We start from the raw sequence: 17,293 nt of genomic DNA, 5'->3' as shown, positions 1-17,293 counted from the left end.
TGATGAATAAGCCTTCCCTAGGTGAAGGCATACTGACCAGCGTTACCACCAAGATCTAGATAAACCGCATGTTTTGCTGTGAATGTTTCAGGTTCGGATTGAGCAAAAACAGAGAAATAGCTGGAAAAAATGAAGATAAATAGGCCAATACCGAACTTTTCAAATGATTTTTACAAAATAATCTGCGCACTGACTTTTACATGGAAAGGTTTGGCCTCAGGTTGATCCATGTAGGTCATCCGATGGAAGAAATCCACCCGGAAAAACTTGAAAATATTCTCTATTCCATACCCAAGTTCCACATAGGGTTTGCTAGGGTCCAGTCTTCCAAATGACCGTAAAGGAACACCCAAAGGATCAAATACGGGTACATTGGCTACATTTTCATCACGCACGGACCCCATCAGTACATTGGCACTTCCGACCATTCTCCATTTCAGCTTTTTGATCAAGGGAAGGGAATTCAAAAGAAAGCCCTCAAAAGATTGTCTATACCGTAAACTGATAAACTGATCTGAAGCAAATTCATTGAAATTCATGGTATTGAAAGCTGCCGTGGTATAGAAAAAGGTCTCATTTCCCAAATGGTTTTTCAACACAGGATAAGGCACTTCTCCCCAGATTTTGCCCGCATCCAACTCATAGCGACCTACTCCAAAAATCCCCATGGTCAGTCGTTGGTAGAGGTAAAAGTTCAACTTGGTGTAGCGGATATCTCCACCCAGAAAATCCATCCCCTGGGCATAGTTCAACTCCACGATGGGCCAGCGATTGGAGCCAAGGGAAGCCCTTACGTTGTCATTGATGATGATGACTTCATCCCGACCGTAGCGGATTCCTGCCCGAAATTCAGTGGTTTCAAAGCGGTTTTTGAATTCCCTTGTGTCCTTTTCGAGGTAATAGAAATTAAACAGTGGATCAAATTCAGCCAGATTAAATCCGGTGGTCAACAAAAACCCTTTGAAAAACTCCCGTTGAAAAGTCAAGCGGTGATTGGTAGAGACAAAAGGCCGACGCAAGGTCCCAAAACGGCTGGCAGCCAAGAACACACTGTTTCCTTCCAAGTTTTCCATTTCCAATCCCACCTGATCGAGCTCTCGGGAAGTTCTGAGCTGAAGGGTAGTCCAGCGGGTCCGATCCAAAATCCGGGTTAATGCAGCTTTGTATTTCCACCGCTGATCGACCAATCCATAGGCGCCATAGCCTTCCAAAAGCCATTTATTGGAAAATTTGAAATTTGACCGCAAGCCAAACCCGAGTCGAAGACCTTCTACATTGTTATAGTTCCCAAACTCAGTCCATGGTCCCAAATCCACTTTACGCACAGGGAGGTACCCAGTCGCAAAGAATTTCAGCCCTTCTGAATAGAAGCGGATGATGGGGATTTTCTTCAGGGTATCCACCATCTGCAAGACCGCCAATTCTTCTTCTGTCAAGGGGTCAGGTCGAGTGCTCCTCCAAAAGTCTGCTGTATACTGATTGAAATCCGGCTTGAGCTCCACGGCCTGATTGAAAAATGAAGTCGGCATGGGTTCATTTACCCGAATCACATCTGAGGTAGTATAAAACTTGGCCAAAAGACCTGCTGTCTTTTCAGTGACTTGTCCGATTTTCACCAAAACCCGGGTCTTTGCGGGCAGTAATGGACCTGCATCAGTGGCAATCAACTCTTGCTGGATTTTGATCCTTTCCACAAAATTCAGATTGGCTGCTTTTGGAATCGTCAAGTCCACCTGCTTGAGTGAGTAATCCTCCTTTTTGATCCAGATCGTCCCGGTAAATGCTAAATCCTGCTCTCTTCTTGGATAGACTTGGAGTCGATAGCAGCTGTCCTGACCTACCAAAACAGAATCCATCAGGTCATAATCATAATAGGTCTTCCACCCATCCGCAATGGGCGAAACAAAGTCCTTTTCGAGGATTCTGAGCCAGTTTTTATAAAAATTATATTCTTGGAATACCGAACCCGTAATCTGTGAGGTAGTAGAGCCGTCAGTAATTCCCACTCCGGTCACTTTTGTTTTTTCAATGATCTCTTTTTTCAGATCAGGACTGTTTCTAAAATAAAAAGTGGACAGTGTCTCCGAAAAAAATACAGGAAGGATTTTCTCTCCTTCGTCATTTGTCAATTGGCGGATACTGTCCAAGACAGCCGTCACGGCTTTTACTGACTTGCGCTGTCTGAAATCCTCTGAAAGATTGTCAACATCCAGCTCTATTTTGGTGTAATTTCTGGTTTCGTATGCCTCTAGGCTTCGTTTGTCAAATTCTTTCCTTTTGGAAGAAGCACGACGGATAATTTCGAAGGCAGGATTTTCCCCGGCTTCGAAAACAAAAGTCCCCAACTCAAAGGAAGTGGGCCAAAGCTGGAAGTTGACCGTCTGCTCTTCCTGCTTTCCCAAAGGTTTAGATTGAGCAAGATAACCTAGGTAACTCACCTTCAAGCTATCTCCCAGGCTTTTGCTTTCGATCAAATAATTTCCTTCAAAATCCGTGGTCATCCCGATCGTGGTTCCCTGGATCAACACATTGGCAAAGGCGATGGGGTCTCCCGTCTCTGCATCGGTGACTTTTCCTTTGATTATAAACTGGGCTTGAGCGGAAAGAGAAAAAAGGAGAATTACTCCTAAAAGAAATGATCGAAGCATTGATCGATAGGTCGGCACTTGAAATGAAAACAACCGCAAGTTAGCTTCATTTTTTCTGTCAACTTGCTAGTTTTTAAAAATCTCCATACGGGGAAAGCCCGAGGATTGTTTTTGAACTCAAATATTGAAGTTCGCTCTGCTATATTTGGGACAAAATAAGTGGAGTAATGGTATACGATGCAGTAATTGTCGGTGGAGGGATAGTCGGATTGGCCACAGGTTTGAAAATCCTGAAATCCCGCCCGGATCTTAAAATCGCTATTTTAGAAAAAGAGGCACAGCTTGCCCAGCACCAAACCGCAAACAATTCAGGAGTAATCCATTCAGGATTATACTACAAGCCCGGTTCCCTGAAAGCAACCAATTGCATCAACGGGTATCATGAATTGGTAAATTTTTGCCAAGAAGAGAAAATCCCATTTGAAATCACCGGAAAGGTAGTGGTAGCCACCCGGGAGGAACAAAAACCACTGTTGGAGACTCTTCTAAACAGAGGATTACAAAACGGGCTGACCGGCACCCGGAAGATCACCTTGGAAGAACTCAAAGAATATGAGCCGTATTGTACCGGCGTGGCCGCTATCCATGTTCCCCAAACAGGAATTGTGGATTATTTTCAAGTTGCCTTGGCTTACGGTCGCAAAATTATTCAGCAAGGCGGAGCGATTTTTTTGGAACATAAAGCACTGGGAATAAGTCAGAAAGACGGCATCAGCCATATTGAAACATCAAAAGGATCATTCCAGGCAAAATTGGTCATCAACTGTGCAGGTCTTTATTCAGACAAAGTCGCCAGAATGAATGATGCGGGTGTCAATGATGTGAAAATCATTCCCTTCAGAGGTGAATATTACAAACTCAAAAAAGAACGGGAATACCTGGTCAAAAATCTCATCTACCCTGTTCCCGATCCCAATTTCCCTTTTCTAGGGGTGCATTTTACACGAATGAAAAAGGGAGGTGTGGAAGCCGGTCCCAATGCGGTTTTGGCTTTTCGAAGAGAGGGCTATAAAAAATCTCAGATCAATCTGGGTGAATTGGCAGAAACCTTGGCTTGGCCTGGATTTCAAAAAGTTGCAGGCAAATACTGGAAAACCGGTTTTGGGGAGCTATATCGCTCTTTTTCAAAGACCGCCTTTACCAAGGCACTTCAGGAATTAATTCCCGAAATTCAGGAATCAGATCTGGTGGATGGTGGCGCCGGAGTTAGGGCTCAGGCCTGTGACCGCACCGGAGGACTGCTGGATGACTTTGCCATCAGAGAGTCTCAATATGCCATCAATGTATTGAACGCGCCCAGTCCGGCAGCAACCAGCTCCTTATCGATCGGAGGTACCGTAGCGGAAATGGCCTTAAAGAGATTTTGACAGCTAAGCGGTAAAAGGAGGTGAAAGCCTCCTTTTTTATGAATTCAAAAAATCCAAAAACCGCAATTCCGTCCAGGTAAACTCTTGATTTTGAAGAGTAAAACCCGTATGTCCTCCCCTTTTGGGCATTTCCAAAAGAATTTCTGACTTGGATTCAGCAAGTTTTACCGGATAGCAGGCTTTCCCCAAAAGCGGATCATTGAGGGCATTGATGATCAAAGTTGGAATGGCAATCCGGTGCATCCAGTTATCTGCGCTAACGCTTTGATAAAAATCTCTGGCATCTTTGAAGCCGTGAAGCCTAGCGGTGAAATAGGTATCAAAATCATCAAAATTGTCCACCTTGTGCAGAAATTCCAGATCTATCAAATCGGGAAACTGTTGGGCTTTGAGCGCTATTTTCATTTTGAGTTTTCCCAAAAATCGATTCTTGTAAAATGTGTTTGACTTCCACTTAAGCGTCTCGGCACTGGAAGGAAGATTGCACGGAGTCGAATAGACGGCTGCTTTGGTAATTTGACTTGGCAGGTCTGCTCCTTTTTCTCCCAAATACTTCAAAGTCTGAGCTCCTCCCATGCTGATTCCTGAGAGGAAAATTTCATCATATGCATGAGTTTTGAGTACATGCTGAATCACTGTGTCGAGGTCATAACTCGCCCCATGGTGGTAAAGTATCGGTCGGAGGTTCATTTCTCCTCCGCAAGTACGGTTGTTCCAGACGAGTACATCGATTCCATGTTGGTTAAAAAGCTTCACCAAACCCATAGCATAATGTCGCCTTGAATCACCTTCCAGTCCATGAGAAATGACCAAAAGCTGATTGCCTCCCATTGATGACCAGTCCAGATTCAAAAAGTCACCGTCTGGCGTTTCAATTTTTTCCCTTTCATAGGCTACTCCCTCAATCTTCCGATAAACACTGGGGATAATGGTCTCCAAATGACCGTTGAAAAGATAAAAAGGTGGTTTGTGATAGGAAGGTATTAAAATGGGCATAATAAAAAGGAGAAAGCTTCACTTCTACTTTATATTGGCATAAATCCAAGCCAACAAGGATCGTTTACTTTTGCAAAGAAACATTTCTCACAGGGTATTAAAAAACCGGAGCGATGGGTATCGTTCCGTTTTATTTTGTAAGTTTTTCGACCTCCTGAATAGCGAGGTCTACTTTTTCCAGAAAATCTTCGAAATGCAGGGCAAACTTTCCATCAAACCCTTGGGTTTCGAGAAGTTCTTTTCCTTCCTGTAAAGTTTCAGTCAATAAATCAAACTCAAACATCGAAAGTGTAGGCTTCAGTTTATGCCGGATTTGCTGAATTTTGACCAAGTCCTTTTCAACTGTTCCTTCTGCATAGACTTTCTTGAGTTCGACTAATCCATTGTAAATCGCTTGAGTGAGTTCTTCACGAAACTCCTCATCGCCATCCGACATATCAAGAATTCGTTGATTCAACTCAGGATAATAATTGGACATATACTTTACAATTTTGCTGAAACTCCGGCGATATAACCTGTGGTCCAAGCGGCTTGAAAATTAAAGCCTCCTGTGATTCCATCCAGATTTAATACCTCTCCCGCAAAGTAAAGATTGGGGTGATAAATACTTTGCATGGTGTCCGGGTTGACCTCCTCCAGAGAAATTCCTCCGGCGGTGACAAACTCTTCCTTGAAGGTAGTCTTCCCTTTGACTTCCAAAATATAGCAAAAAAGGTTTTGTACTAAGCGGTTTAGGCTCTTTTTTGGAAGATTTCCGAAGAGCTGCCCCTCTTCAATCCCGGATTTTCCGCAAAAATGCTCCCACAATCTTGACGGAACTTCAAAAAGTGGATGATTGTATATTTTTCGATTTGGATGGGATTGGGAATAATTCAGGATTTGATTCAGGTAATTACCCTCTCCCAATTCGGCATTCCAATTGATTTGCGCTTTGGCCTGGTACTGATGATCAAAAAGCCATTGAGCACCGAAAGCAGACAATTTTAAAACGGCGGGACCACTGATTCCCCAATGGGTAATCAATACTGGTCCTTGATAGGTCAGTTTGGTCCCTTCAATTTTTACCTGAGCATTGGGCATCGAAATCCCCATCAGTTCACGGATTGATTCATTTGGAGCATTGAAAGTAAAAAGCGAAGGAATAGGCTTTACTATTTTATGATTCAGGGACTTGAGAAATCCGTAAGAATCCAAATTGGGATGACCTCCTGCCGCTACGATTACCTTGTCAAAGAAAAAATGACCCTTTTCACTGATCAAGTCAAATCCATCTCCATGTTGCTTGATATCTTTAATTCCTGTAGAACGGATCTGCTTTACATCTAGCTTATCCGCTTCACTTACAAGCGCATGGATGATGGTTTGGGAGTCATCGGTAATCGGAAAAACCCTTCCATCTGATTCGATTTTTAAGGATACGCCCCGGGATTCAAACCATTTGAAAGTATCCGAAATGGAAAAATGACGGAAAGCTTTTTTAAGGAACTTTTCTCCTCGGGGATAATTTTTTATCAACTTGGAAATTTCCATTGGCTGATGCGTGACATTGCATCTCCCCCCACCTGAAATTCGGACTTTTGAAAGGATTTTGGGTGACTTTTCAAAAATCGTTACTTCATTGCCCGGACCACTGGCATGGATTGCGGCAAAAAAGCCTGCCGCTCCCCCACCTATTATTGCGATTTTCAAAGACGTATTTTCAATTGGTTTAATACAAGCTACGATTACCTTTTTCTACCTGAAAAAGATCCCAAAATTCCTCTTGCCAACTCTCGGAACAAAGTCCTGCCCAATTGACGGACCATGGTATTTTTGCTCAATTCCTCAATCAATGATTCATCCTGTTTGGTACGGGTTGTCGTTTTTGGAGGAGAGCTTGGAGTTGGGGTATTTTCCTGTTGCCGTTGGATATCCATCATTTTTCGCTCCAGGATTTCAAATGCGCTATCGTGATCTAAATCCATATTATACTTTTTGGCCAGATCAGAGGTGGCAACCAAACGGTCGATTTCTCCCTCTGTAAGAATATCCATGCGGGTAATCGGAGCTCTCACCAAGGTATGGGCAAGAGGAGTAGGAATCCCCTTTTCATTCAAGGCAGTGACTAAAGCCTCTCCAATCCCCATGGAAGTTAGGACTTCTGATGTTTTGTAAAAAGGCGAATCCGGATAGTTTTCCGCGGTTTTGGTGATTGCTTTTCGGTCTTTGGCTGTAAAAGCTCTTAGTGCATGCTGGACTTTCAGACCAAGCTGACCAAGAACACTGTCCGGGACATCCGTCGGTGTCTGGGTACAGAAATATACGCCAACCCCTTTGGACCTAATGAGTTTGATAATCGCCTCAATCTTTTCCAGAAGGTCTTTGGAAGCATTGGAGAAGACCAAATGTGCCTCATCAATAAACAAGCAGAGTTTGGGCTGATCTGCATCTCCCTGCTCAGGAAAAGTTTCATAAATCTCTGATAGCAAACTTAACATAAACGTGGAAAACATCTTGGGCTTGCTTTGAATGTCGGTAAGCCGAATCACCGAGATCACCCCTTTGCCTTCCTTGGTCCGGACGAAATCATCCACATCAAACGATAACTCTCCAAAAAAACGATCTGCCCCCTGTTGTTCCAATTCAATGATTTTACGCATGATTGTATTGACAGAAGCCGAAGAGACTTGGCCAAATTCTTTTTCAATAGCAGATTTGCCTTCATTGGTAATGTATTGAAGGACCCGTTTGAAATCTTTCAAATCAATCAGTGGCAAGTGATGCAAATCACAATACCTAAAAATCAATGCCACAACCCCTCTTTGGGTATCATTCAACTCCAAAATCTGAGAAATCAACACCGGGCCAAATTCAGAAACGGTCGCCTTTAGCCTAACTCCTTTTTCGTTGGAAATGGACATCAACTCTACCGGAAGCCCCTGAGGATTGAAATCAACCCCAATAGTTGCTGATCTTTTGAGTATAAAGTCTGAAGCTTCGCCTGACATCGCCAATCCAGAAAGATCTCCCTTCAGATCCATCAATACGGAAGGGATTCCCTTCAAAGAAAGCTGTTCGGCAATCACCTGTAAAGTTTTGGTTTTTCCGGTTCCGGTAGCACCGGCTATCAAGCCATGCCGATTTAGGGTTTTCAGGGGAATTTTGATCTGAGCGCCTTCTAAGGGTGCTCCGTCCAAAATTCCGGTTCCCAAGATGATGTAGTCTTTTTTAAACTGTTGGCCTAGAGCCAAATGGTTTTTGAAATCTTCGATTTTGTTCATTTTGAAAAAGCTTTGAGGCTCAAACTACAAAAAAACCTTGAGTTGCCTCAAGGTTTATAAATTTTAGCAATAGCCTGAAATCAATACGTTACCATGGGTTCCAGAGCCTTTGCTTGGGCAATAAAGTCTTCCACTTTGGACAGGGGGGGCACCACTCGGGTCAGTCCTTTTTCTTCTTGGGTTTTGGTCAGAGCAGCATGAAGGTTTTCTGGATTTCTGGTTCTCAATTCCTTGACTGTATCTACTCCAGCGGCCTTGAGTAACTCGGCAAACTGGCTGGCTACTCCGTTAATTCTGAACAAATCAGCCATATTGACCCAATCTAAAATTCGACCTTCATCGATACCTGATGCCTCAGCGATTGCTTTTCGACCCGAACGGGTCGCACCCTTTTCCAATAGCCCTTCTACGGTGCTGATACCGGCATTTGCAAGTTTACCTTGATACACTTCACCGATTCCTTCGATCATTGTGATTGATTTTCCCATAATTCGTTTTTTAAGTTAAGTTGTTTAGTGTGAGTAAAAATCGAGATAGGTTAATTTTTGAAAGCGGTATAAATTTACTGAAAAGGAAGGAAATAAATGGGTGCGTTTTCATTTTTTTGAATCCGCATACAATATTTAACTTGAAGGAATCAAAACTTGTAAGTTAATTGCTGAACAAAAGTGTTTTCCAGTGCACGCACATTTCTTAGCCAAACCCACCTTCGCCCTTCTCTTTCTTCTCTTTTCATTCCAAGCCTTCTCACAGGTAAACTTGGGTCAAACCGACCGTTGGATGAAAGGTGCTCTTGCTGCCATGGAGCGAAAAGATTACCAGACTGCAAATTCGATTTTTCGTAACCTGATAGATTCTGGTCTTCCGCTTCCGGATGAAATGCCTTATTACTTTTCAGAAACCCTGTTTGAGCTTGGGCAATTTGACAATAGCAATAATTTCCTCAACAAATACCTGGAGCTGACCGGCTTTAATGGACAGAATTATCAGGGAGCTTCACAACTCAAAGAGAAACTCAAAGAACCACTTGCAAAGATTCAATCTTGTCAACTTTGCGACAGAAGAGGCTACAGATTTCATTCCTGCTTTACATGTGAAGGGAAAAAGCAAATCGAACAAACCTGCTCGTATTGCAAATCTAAAGGAATCGTAGGATGCAGTAGATGTGGTGCCACCGGAATGATAAAAAAAGTCAATGTCTTCAACATTGTGGAATTTTTCGAATGTGAGCGATGTGCTGGAAAGGGAAGACTAACCTGCCCGGAATGCGAAGGAAGCGGAAAGGAAATCAGCGAATGTAAAACGTGCAATGGTTCGGGAAAGCTCCCCTCTGATGCTCTCTGTGATCACCTTCCTCACGAACATGATTCAAATCCCAAAAATTAAAACCATCCCTTACCAATAAAAACTGCCTCAACACAGAAGTAATTTTCTGAATTGAGGCAGATTTTATTTTCAGATTCAGGAAGCGTAGATCCCTACACTTTGAATTATCATTTACAATATTTTGCCAAGGACTCAGCCGCTCCAGGATAGTCAAGTACCGAAGCAAGCTTGAAATCTTCGCAAGCCTGTTTCTTTCTTTCCAATGCCACTTTTAGCATTCCCCTGTTGTAATAAGCCTGTCCGAAATCTTTATCAATCTGTATGGCGCGTCCATAAGCCTTGAGCGCATCCTCAGGCATACCCAACTGATGCAGCGCTCTTCCTTTCAAAAAGGACGCCATAGCGGGAGCCCCTGAAATTTCCTCAGCTTTGGTGGCATAGAGCAAGGCACTCGCATAATTTTTCTGCTCCAGTTGAATCGCCGATAAACTCAACAATACCTGAAAGTTGTTTGGATCTTGAGAAAGTGCAGCTTCAAAGTCCGATTGAGCTTCAGCCAACATCCCAAGCTCCTGATATGATCTGCCCCTGCCAAAAAGCAGCTTGACATCTGAGGGTTTATTTTTCAGGTTATCAGAATACTTCTGGGCAGCCAATTCGTATTGGCCCTTCTCAAAATATCGATCGGCTGGATTTGACTTCTGTTCAGAACAGGCGAATAAAGTACCTGCGATAACAGGTACTAGAATCACTTTACTTAAGATTTTCATTGTTTAATTGTTTTACAACAGTCACCTGAAATCTTGATCGATTCTGAAGTTTTCATTTTCCAGCGATTCGAAAGCTTTTGGTGAGCTGAATTAGACTGCTACATTGTTTTCTCTGAGCGCGTCATTGAGGGATGTTTTAAGATCCGTGGAAGCCTTTCGCTGACCGATGATCAAGGCACAGGGAACTTGGAAAGTCCCTGAAGGAAAGTTTTTGGAAATGGACCCTGGTATGACCACGGAGCGAGGTGGCACGTATCCTTTATATTCTACAGGTTCAGAACCTGTCACGTCGATAATTTTTGAACTCGCAGTGAGCGTAACTCCCGCTCCGATTACGGCTTCCTTTCCTATTCTAACTCCCTCTACGATGATGGCGCGGCTGCCGATAAAGGCTCCGTCTTCTACAATCACCGGGGCAGCCTGAACAGGTTCCAATACTCCTCCTATTCCTACACCTCCACTCAAATGAACGTTTTTGCCGATCTGCGCACAAGATCCGACGGTAGCCCAGGTATCAACCATCGTGCCACTGTCCACATAGGCTCCGATATTAACATAACTTGGCATCATCACCACTCCGCTTGCCAGATAGGCTCCATAGCGGGCCACTGCATGAGGAACTACTCTCACGCCTTGCTTGGCATAGTTGGTTTTCAGAGCCATCTTATCGTGAAATTCAAACGGTCCAACTTCTATGGTCTGCATCTTCTGGATGGGGAAATAAAGGATCACCGCCTTCTTCACCCAATCGTTGACTTTCCAATTTCCATCTTCGGTAGGTTCAGCCACTCTCAACCGACCGGCATCCAAATCTGCGATAATGGTCTTGATGGCGATTTCGGTTTCTTTTTCTTTGAGCAATTCCCTGTTTTCCCAGGCGTTCTCAATGATCGTTTTGAGTTCCATTAGATTTATTTAGTTTCGTTTATGAGTCTTGATGGGGCCAATTTGATTCCTGTGGTAATCGCTTCAACGTTGAAGCCCATTAAGGATGTTCGTGTCTTTCAAAAGCTGGCCCTTTCGCTGGGCGAAACAAATAAATACAGCCTAAACATCATAGGTTTTTCTTCGGAAAAGCCCGAATTCGACTCCAAAATCCGATTCTTTTCTTCTATGAGCCATTTCAGAGCCAAGTGGGACCGGATATGGGCCCAGTTTAGGTTTGTCTGGAGATTGATTCAAATCAAGCCCAAACTTTTGATATGCTGCACCTATGAATACCTTCCCCTAGCCTCCCTCTTAAAGCCCTTAATTGGTTACAGGTTCGTGTTTGATGTCCAGGAAAATTATCAGCGAAACCTGGATTTAAACCCGAGTCTTTCGGTTAGAAAAAAAAAGCTGATCGGTTGGCTAATCCGAAAAGCTGAACAGGTTCCGGGCATTGATTTATTCCTTCTTGCGGAAAAGTGCTACCAAACCGAAATGCCGATGAAACGTCCCTTTCTGATATTGGAAAACAAGTATCAAGGGAATATTCGAGCGGTCAGGAATATTAGACTTGACCCAAGTTTACCGATTCATTTCTGCATTACAGGCACTCTTTCCCCTTCCTTTGGCACATGGGAAGGTTTGACTTGGTTTCAAAAACTTCTCGAAGCCTATCCTCATTTCCAGCTGACCATAATCGGGCATTGTCCCATCCCAGCTTATCAAAGGCAACTCCATCAGGAAGCCGCTAAATATGACCAAATCCATTTGGTGATTTCGGATCTGCCGATCCCGCACGATCAAATCCAAGAAGTCTTGAGAAGCGCTCAAGCGGCAATCCTACCCTATCAAATCCAGCCCGCAATCCGGGAAAAAATGCCCACCAAGCTCTTTGAATGTGCCGCTTTGGGCATTCCTGTGCTGATGACTCCCAACCCGAAATGGGAAAAATTTTACCATAATTTCACCGGAGGCTTCTCGGTCGATTTCCAGCAGACTGATCAAGCTTTAGCCACTTTTCAACAGTTTTTGAGCCTAACCTACTTTTCCACACCGGTACCTGAATCGGTATTGTGGAAAACTGAAAAGCTTCATTTTCAAGAAGCTATCCAAAATCTCCTGTCTTAAAACCTTTTGATTTTTCCTTCCCAAGTGGAAAAGTGTGAAAACTTATCCACCACTCCCCTATTTTTTACACTCAAATCCGGAAAATGGAAACTCGGGTTTCTCATCTCTTGGTGATCATTTTAACCAAAGATCAATTTTATATTCTACTGAAATAGTGATAGTTAATCCATTTTATGATGTAGTCTAAATTTATTTTTAGCCAAACCTAAATTTGAAAACACAGTTATTTTTGGGTTTTCCACAGGTGATTTAGCTTTTATGAAATTTATTTTTAGATATATCTAATTTAATTTTTATATTTGACTCATAATTTTGAGCTAGCTATGGATTTGACAGTTGCAGAAGAGAATTACCTGAAAGCGATCTATCACCTCTCCGATGGAGGAAAAAAAAGTGTATCCACCAATGACATCGCGGCGGAGATCAACACCAAGCCTGCTTCGGTAAGTGACATGCTCCGAAAACTGGGAGAAAAAGAAGTGATCGAATACCGAAAATATTATGGTCTCCAAATCACAGAAACGGGAAAGCGCTATGCCTTACAGACGATCCGAAAGCACCGACTATGGGAAGTCTTTTTGGTGGAAAAACTCAACTTTGCCTGGGACGAAGTACACGAAGTAGCGGAGCAGCTCGAGCACATCCAATCTCCTTTATTAATCCAGCGTCTGGATGCCTATCTCAACTTTCCGAAGTTTGATCCCCACGGCGATCCCATTCCCGATGAATTTGGGGATGTAAGGTCTAGACCCAGGGTCCAGCTCAATGAAATGGATGTGGACCAAACTGGGCAAATTGTAGCGGTTAAGGACAGTTCTGCTGCTTTTCTCCGCTATTTGGATAAAGTGGGTGCCTACATCGGTGCTCGGATCAAAGTGTTGGACAAAGTCGAATTTGACGGTTCACTGGAAATCCTGGTCGATCAGAAAAAGACACTTTTCATGTCCAAAGATGTAGCAAGCAATATTCTGGTACTCCAGTCATGAGCAGAGCATTGACATTTTTTCTATTCGTTTTACTTCTCTTCGGAGCCTGTAAACCTGCATCGGATACCCAGAGAGAAAAACCCCTAATCGTCGCCACTACCAGTATTTTGGCTGATGGCATCCAAAATCTGGTGGGTGAAAAAGCAGAAGTCATCGCGCTGATGCCCGCAGGAGTTGACCCACATTTATACAAGGCTTCCGTCCGGGATCTTGATCTTTTGACCAGTGCGGACTTGGTGGTTTACCACGGATTGTACCTCGAAGGCAAGATGACGGAGATTTTTGAAAAGTTGACTCTCAGACAAAATCTGATCGATGCCTCCGATGGAATTCCCCAAACTGACCTGATTCGATCAGGACCCGAAGCTCATAGTGTGGATCCCCACATCTGGTTTGATATTAACCTTTGGTCAAAAGCCTTAACCCATGCGAGCAAAGAACTTATCCAATGGAAACCTGAATGGAAGTCAATCATTGAATCCAATTCAGAAGTGTACTTTCAGAAATTGAAAAACCTTGAACAAGAGACCAGAACCAAAGTCAATGAATTGAAGTCAAAAAATCAGGTGTTGGTTACCGCACACGATGCCTTCGCTTATTTTGGAAAAGCTTATGGTCTAGAAGTGTACTCACTTCAGGGACTCTCCACCTTGAGCGAACCCGGACTTCGGGATTTGACCGAGTTGATCCAGATTATCCAGGAGCATCAGGTTAAGGCCATTTTCGCCGAACAGACCATTTCTCCCAAGGCACTCAAGGCTGTGGCTAACGGAGCTGCTGAAAAAAATCAACTTGTTCAGTTGGCCGGTCCGCTCTACACCGACAGCCTTGATGCCCCCGACACTCCTGCGGGAACCTACCTGGGGATGTTTTCTACCAACCTCAATATCATATACCAAAACCTATTGCCATGATCACCCAAGTAGAAAATCCAGTGTTGGAAATCCATGACCTTACGGTCAGCTATGATCAAAATCCGGTACTTTGGAATGTGGACTTGAGCCTTCCCTCCGGAAAGCTTGTGGGAATCCTTGGTCCCAACGGCGCTGGAAAATCCACCCTGATCAAATCCATCATGGGGCTGATTCCTCCCACTTCGGGTTATGTAAGGATTTTTGATAAACCTCTGAATGATGTCCGGGCACGAATCAGCTACGTGCCACAGCGGGAGTCGGTAGACTGGAATTTTCCCGCTTCGGTGCTGGATGTGGTCATGATGGGGACCTATGGGAAATTGGGTCTTTTTCGCAGACCCGGAAAAAAGGAAAAAGACCTCGCCATGCAATGCCTGGAACAAGTGGGAATGACCGGATTTCTAAAAAGGCAGATTTCCGAACTGTCCGGTGGTCAGCAACAGCGGGTATTTATAGCCAGGGCATTGGCCCAGCAAGCAGACTTATACCTCATGGACGAACCCTTTGCGGGAGTAGACATGGCCACCGAAACGGCCATTTTCCAATTGCTAAAGGAAATGGCTGATTCCGGCAAAACGGTCTTGGTCGTACATCATGACATTCACTCTGCGATGAACTTCTTCGATTGGGTGATCATGCTCAACCTGCACCTCGTGGCTTCGGGTCCAAAGGAATTGGTGATTACGGAGGATTTGCTCCGTAAGACTTATGGCGGAAAATTGAACCTGCTTACCAAAGTCACTGATCTGATCAGAAACAAAGACTTTAACCCGCTCAAAAGCTAGTATGGAGGACTTTCTCTACTTCTTCACTTTTCAGGATCCTTCCATCACCTGGGTGGTATTGGGCATTACCCTCTTGGGAATCGGTTCGGCTTATGTCGGCACCTTTTCTTTTCTGGATAAAAAAGCGCTTTTGGGTGATGCCATTTCCCACGCGGTATTACCGGGAATCTGTTTGGGGTTCATTTTGGCGGGAGAAAAGAACCCCGTCTACATTGTTACAGGCGCATTCCTTTCTGGAGCATTAGCCACGTTTCTGAGTTCTTGGCTAAGGAAAAACACCAAGTTGAGCGAGGACACCATCATTGCCACCATCCTTTCGGTGTTTTTCGGTGTTGGAATCGTGATGCTGACAGGTCTACAGAAGTCCGGCAATCCTGAGATCGCCGGCCTGAACTCCTTTATTTTTGGAAACGCCATCGGCATTTCCGAATCTGACCTGATGATCTACGGAGGATTATCCCTGACCATAATTATGGTATTGACACTTTTTCTGAAGGAATTTCGGCTGATGGTCTTTGATCCGGAATATGGGAAAGCAATTGGTTTTCCGATGGAGGCGATTCGCTTTCTATTCAATGTCCTGATGATTCTTGCGGTGGTCATAGGGATACAGGCGATAGGCGTGGTCTTGATGGCCGCTTTGCTGATTACTCCAGGTGCTGCGGCGAGATTCTGGACCGACCGACTCCATCCGCTTTTGATTTTGGCGGCATCCTTTTCGATTGTCTCGGGAATATTGGGCACCTATATTTCCTTCGTGATTCCTCAGATGCCCACCGGTCCCTGGGTGGTGGTATTTCTTTCCCTGATAGCCTTGCTTTCCTTTATGTTTTCTCCGAAAAGTGGAATCATTTTCCGATACTTTTCCAGAAAAAACTACCTGAGAAAAACGCATAAAGACCACTTGATGAAAGCGCTCTACAAAGCCAGGGAAGAAAACAAAGAAGGACTGTCCATAGAGGAAATCTATGAGCTCTACCCCTATCAAAAAGTGCAAATAAACCAATCAATCAAAGATTTACTTAAAGAAGGCTTTATCATTAAAAATCAATTATTTATAAGTCTTACATCCAAAGGAACTTCGGATGCCATGCGTATCGTCCGTCTGCATCGATTGTGGGAACTCTACCTCAATGAGTCCATGAATATCGCTCCTGATCACGTCCATGAATCAGCCGAACAAATGGAGCATTTGCTTACTCCGGAACTGGAGGCTATGCTCGAGAAGCGGCTCAACTTTCCTACACTCGATCCCCATCAGGAAACTATCCCCCGAGAAAAACCATGACCTTTGACAGCAACGCTTTTCTGATCATTTTCACCGGCGCCCTCATCGCAATTTCCTGTGGATTTTTGGGGGTCTTTATGATGCTTCGAAAAATGTCCATGACCGGAGATGCTATTTCACATGCCGTTCTGCCGGGAATCGTGATTGGCTTCTTTGTATCCGGAAGTCAGCGGAGCCTTGAAGTAATTATGGGAGCGGGATTGCTCGGGATTTTGGCAACCTTGATGATTGAGGGCTTGCGCAAAAAAGCCAAAGTTCAGCTCGATGCCTCTATCGGGATCACTTTTACCCTGCTTTTTGCCATCGGAATTATTCTGATCAATCTGTTTGCTTATAAGGTAGATTTGGATCAGGAATGTGTGCTCTATGGAGAGATTGCCTACCTGCCGATTGACCTTTGGGTTACAAAAAGTGGGCTGAATTTAGGACCCAGAATTACCTGGTTGGCAGGATTGAATTTCTTCTTTGTAATAGGATTTATCTACCTGTTATTTAAAGAGTTGATCCTGACTAGCTTCGATGAAAGCTTTAGCTCTGTGATTGGGATCAATGCCAAGGGAGTCAATCTCGCTTTGATGAGTATGGTTTCCTACACTACGGTCAGCAGCTTCGAGTCCGTGGGGGCGATTTTGGTGGTGGCACTCTTGGTGGTTCCGCCGGCGACTGCTTTCCTATGGACCAAAAGTCTGATGCCCTTACTTCAACTTACCGCCGCACTTGGCATTTTAATTGCGATTTTAGGTTATTATCTTGCCTACTGGATCGACAGTTCGATAGCAGGAATGATGGTTACTGTTGCCGGAATCTTCTTTCTGTTGAGCGCCATCATAAAAGGCAAAAAACCAAGTTGGCTGCAAGGAACTTACAAGGCTGCCAAGCCGTTAGGAATTTGATTAAT

At 44.0% G+C, this 17,293-nt stretch carries 16 protein-coding genes; 8 read left to right on the top strand and 8 right to left on the bottom strand.

What is annotated here, in order from left to right:
• Window positions 1-170: 170 nt before the first annotated feature.
• Window positions 171-2,648, bottom strand: coding sequence for a DUF5686 and carboxypeptidase-like regulatory domain-containing protein (locus CLV31_RS15945; protein WP_111393906.1), 2,478 nt, complete (start codon window positions 2,646-2,648; stop codon window positions 171-173).
• A gap of 167 nt (window positions 2,649-2,815) precedes the next feature.
• Here CLV31_RS15945 and lhgO point away from each other — a divergent pair, with 167 nt between their 5' ends.
• Window positions 2,816-4,015, top strand: a complete 1,200-nt coding sequence (lhgO, locus tag CLV31_RS15940; protein WP_111393905.1) for an L-2-hydroxyglutarate oxidase — start codon at window positions 2,816-2,818, stop codon at window positions 4,013-4,015.
• A 36-nt stretch (window positions 4,016-4,051) separates the two neighbouring features.
• Here lhgO and CLV31_RS15935 read toward each other — a convergent pair whose 3' ends face one another.
• The 5 genes from CLV31_RS15935 to CLV31_RS15915 all read right to left on the bottom strand — a co-directional run bounded on the left by CLV31_RS15935 (window position 4,052) and on the right by CLV31_RS15915 (window position 8,759).
• A complete protein-coding gene (locus tag CLV31_RS15935; RefSeq protein WP_111393904.1) occupies window positions 4,052-5,011 on the bottom strand; it encodes a YheT family hydrolase in 960 nt (319 codons plus the stop codon).
• A gap of 130 nt (window positions 5,012-5,141) precedes the next feature.
• Window positions 5,142-5,489: a hypothetical protein gene (locus CLV31_RS15930; RefSeq protein ID WP_111393903.1), complete on the bottom strand. Its 348-nt coding sequence runs from the start codon at window positions 5,487-5,489 to the stop codon at window positions 5,142-5,144.
• Window positions 5,490-5,494: 5 nt separating this feature from the next.
• Entirely contained in the window at window positions 5,495-6,700 is a 1,206-nt protein-coding gene (locus CLV31_RS15925) for a BaiN/RdsA family NAD(P)/FAD-dependent oxidoreductase (RefSeq protein WP_111393902.1), read from the bottom strand.
• Between the two features lie 35 nt (window positions 6,701-6,735).
• A complete protein-coding gene (locus tag CLV31_RS15920) occupies window positions 6,736-8,271 on the bottom strand; it encodes a helicase HerA-like domain-containing protein (RefSeq protein WP_111393901.1) in 1,536 nt (511 codons plus the stop codon).
• 80 nt (window positions 8,272-8,351) lie between these two features.
• Window positions 8,352-8,759: a DUF4332 domain-containing protein gene (locus CLV31_RS15915; RefSeq protein WP_111393900.1), complete on the bottom strand. Its 408-nt coding sequence runs from the start codon at window positions 8,757-8,759 to the stop codon at window positions 8,352-8,354.
• Between the two features lie 292 nt (window positions 8,760-9,051).
• Between CLV31_RS15915 and CLV31_RS15910 the strand changes: the two genes are divergently transcribed.
• Window positions 9,052-9,657, top strand: a complete 606-nt coding sequence (locus tag CLV31_RS15910) for a molecular chaperone DnaJ (RefSeq protein ID WP_245943420.1) — start codon at window positions 9,052-9,054, stop codon at window positions 9,655-9,657.
• A gap of 107 nt (window positions 9,658-9,764) precedes the next feature.
• Here the strand turns inward: CLV31_RS15910 and CLV31_RS15905 are convergent, their stop codons facing one another.
• Both CLV31_RS15905 and CLV31_RS15900 read right to left on the bottom strand, forming a co-directional pair.
• Window positions 9,765-10,367, bottom strand: a complete 603-nt coding sequence (locus tag CLV31_RS15905) for a tetratricopeptide repeat protein (RefSeq protein WP_111393898.1) — start codon at window positions 10,365-10,367, stop codon at window positions 9,765-9,767.
• Between the two features lie 90 nt (window positions 10,368-10,457).
• Window positions 10,458-11,273, bottom strand: coding sequence for a 2,3,4,5-tetrahydropyridine-2,6-dicarboxylate N-succinyltransferase (locus CLV31_RS15900; protein WP_111393897.1), 816 nt, complete (start codon window positions 11,271-11,273; stop codon window positions 10,458-10,460).
• Window positions 11,274-11,480: 207 nt separating this feature from the next.
• Between CLV31_RS15900 and CLV31_RS15895 the strand changes: the two genes are divergently transcribed.
• The 6 genes from CLV31_RS15895 to CLV31_RS15870 all read left to right on the top strand — a co-directional run bounded on the left by CLV31_RS15895 (window position 11,481) and on the right by CLV31_RS15870 (window position 17,288).
• Entirely contained in the window at window positions 11,481-12,422 is a 942-nt protein-coding gene (locus CLV31_RS15895; RefSeq protein ID WP_181452652.1) for a glycosyltransferase, read from the top strand.
• A gap of 323 nt (window positions 12,423-12,745) precedes the next feature.
• A complete protein-coding gene (locus CLV31_RS15890) occupies window positions 12,746-13,408 on the top strand; it encodes a metal-dependent transcriptional regulator (RefSeq protein ID WP_111393895.1) in 663 nt (220 codons plus the stop codon).
• Window positions 13,405-14,322, top strand: coding sequence for a metal ABC transporter solute-binding protein, Zn/Mn family (locus CLV31_RS15885; protein WP_111393894.1), 918 nt, complete (start codon window positions 13,405-13,407; stop codon window positions 14,320-14,322). The genes CLV31_RS15890 and CLV31_RS15885 overlap by 4 nt, the downstream gene beginning before the upstream one ends.
• Entirely contained in the window at window positions 14,319-15,107 is a 789-nt protein-coding gene (locus CLV31_RS15880) for a metal ABC transporter ATP-binding protein (protein ID WP_111393893.1), read from the top strand. Before CLV31_RS15885 ends, CLV31_RS15880 begins: the two co-directional genes overlap by 4 nt.
• Before the next feature lies 1 nt (window position 15,108).
• On the top strand, window positions 15,109-16,395 hold the full coding sequence (locus CLV31_RS15875; protein ID WP_111393892.1) for a metal ABC transporter permease: 1,287 nt from the start codon (window positions 15,109-15,111) through the stop codon (window positions 16,393-16,395).
• Entirely contained in the window at window positions 16,392-17,288 is an 897-nt protein-coding gene (locus tag CLV31_RS15870; protein WP_111393891.1) for a metal ABC transporter permease, read from the top strand. The genes CLV31_RS15875 and CLV31_RS15870 overlap by 4 nt, the downstream gene beginning before the upstream one ends.
• Window positions 17,289-17,293: the final 5 nt, after the last annotated feature.

Source organism: Algoriphagus aquaeductus (assembly GCF_003253485.1).
GTDB classification, from domain to species: Bacteria; Bacteroidota; Bacteroidia; order Cytophagales; family Cyclobacteriaceae; genus Algoriphagus; species Algoriphagus aquaeductus.
The sequence above is the reverse complement of the archived record's forward strand: the minus strand, read 5'-3'. Positions and strand labels throughout refer to the sequence as shown.

What these genes read in the sequence shown, in the direction of transcription:
- CLV31_RS15945 (WP_111393906.1), bottom strand. Translation starts at nt 2,648, where the DNA reads ATGCTTCGATCATTTCTTTTAGGAGTAATTCTCCTTTTTTCTCTTTCC.
- lhgO (WP_111393905.1), top strand. Translation starts at nt 2,816, where the DNA reads ATGGTATACGATGCAGTAATTGTCGGTGGAGGGATAGTCGGATTGGCC.
- CLV31_RS15935 (WP_111393904.1), bottom strand. Translation starts at nt 5,011, where the DNA reads ATGCCCATTTTAATACCTTCCTATCACAAACCACCTTTTTATCTTTTC.
- CLV31_RS15930 (WP_111393903.1), bottom strand. Translation starts at nt 5,489, where the DNA reads ATGTCCAATTATTATCCTGAGTTGAATCAACGAATTCTTGATATGTCG.
- CLV31_RS15920 (WP_111393901.1), bottom strand. Translation starts at nt 8,271, where the DNA reads ATGAACAAAATCGAAGATTTCAAAAACCATTTGGCTCTAGGCCAACAG.
- CLV31_RS15915 (WP_111393900.1), bottom strand. Translation starts at nt 8,759, where the DNA reads ATGGGAAAATCAATCACAATGATCGAAGGAATCGGTGAAGTGTATCAA.
- CLV31_RS15910 (WP_245943420.1), top strand. Translation starts at nt 9,052, where the DNA reads ATGAAAGGTGCTCTTGCTGCCATGGAGCGAAAAGATTACCAGACTGCA.
- CLV31_RS15905 (WP_111393898.1), bottom strand. Translation starts at nt 10,367, where the DNA reads ATGAAAATCTTAAGTAAAGTGATTCTAGTACCTGTTATCGCAGGTACT.
- CLV31_RS15900 (WP_111393897.1), bottom strand. Translation starts at nt 11,273, where the DNA reads ATGGAACTCAAAACGATCATTGAGAACGCCTGGGAAAACAGGGAATTG.
- CLV31_RS15895 (WP_181452652.1), top strand. Translation starts at nt 11,481, where the DNA reads ATGAGCCATTTCAGAGCCAAGTGGGACCGGATATGGGCCCAGTTTAGG.
- CLV31_RS15890 (WP_111393895.1), top strand. Translation starts at nt 12,746, where the DNA reads ATGGATTTGACAGTTGCAGAAGAGAATTACCTGAAAGCGATCTATCAC.
- CLV31_RS15885 (WP_111393894.1), top strand. Translation starts at nt 13,405, where the DNA reads ATGAGCAGAGCATTGACATTTTTTCTATTCGTTTTACTTCTCTTCGGA.
- CLV31_RS15880 (WP_111393893.1), top strand. Translation starts at nt 14,319, where the DNA reads ATGATCACCCAAGTAGAAAATCCAGTGTTGGAAATCCATGACCTTACG.
- CLV31_RS15875 (WP_111393892.1), top strand. Translation starts at nt 15,109, where the DNA reads ATGGAGGACTTTCTCTACTTCTTCACTTTTCAGGATCCTTCCATCACC.
- CLV31_RS15870 (WP_111393891.1), top strand. Translation starts at nt 16,392, where the DNA reads ATGACCTTTGACAGCAACGCTTTTCTGATCATTTTCACCGGCGCCCTC.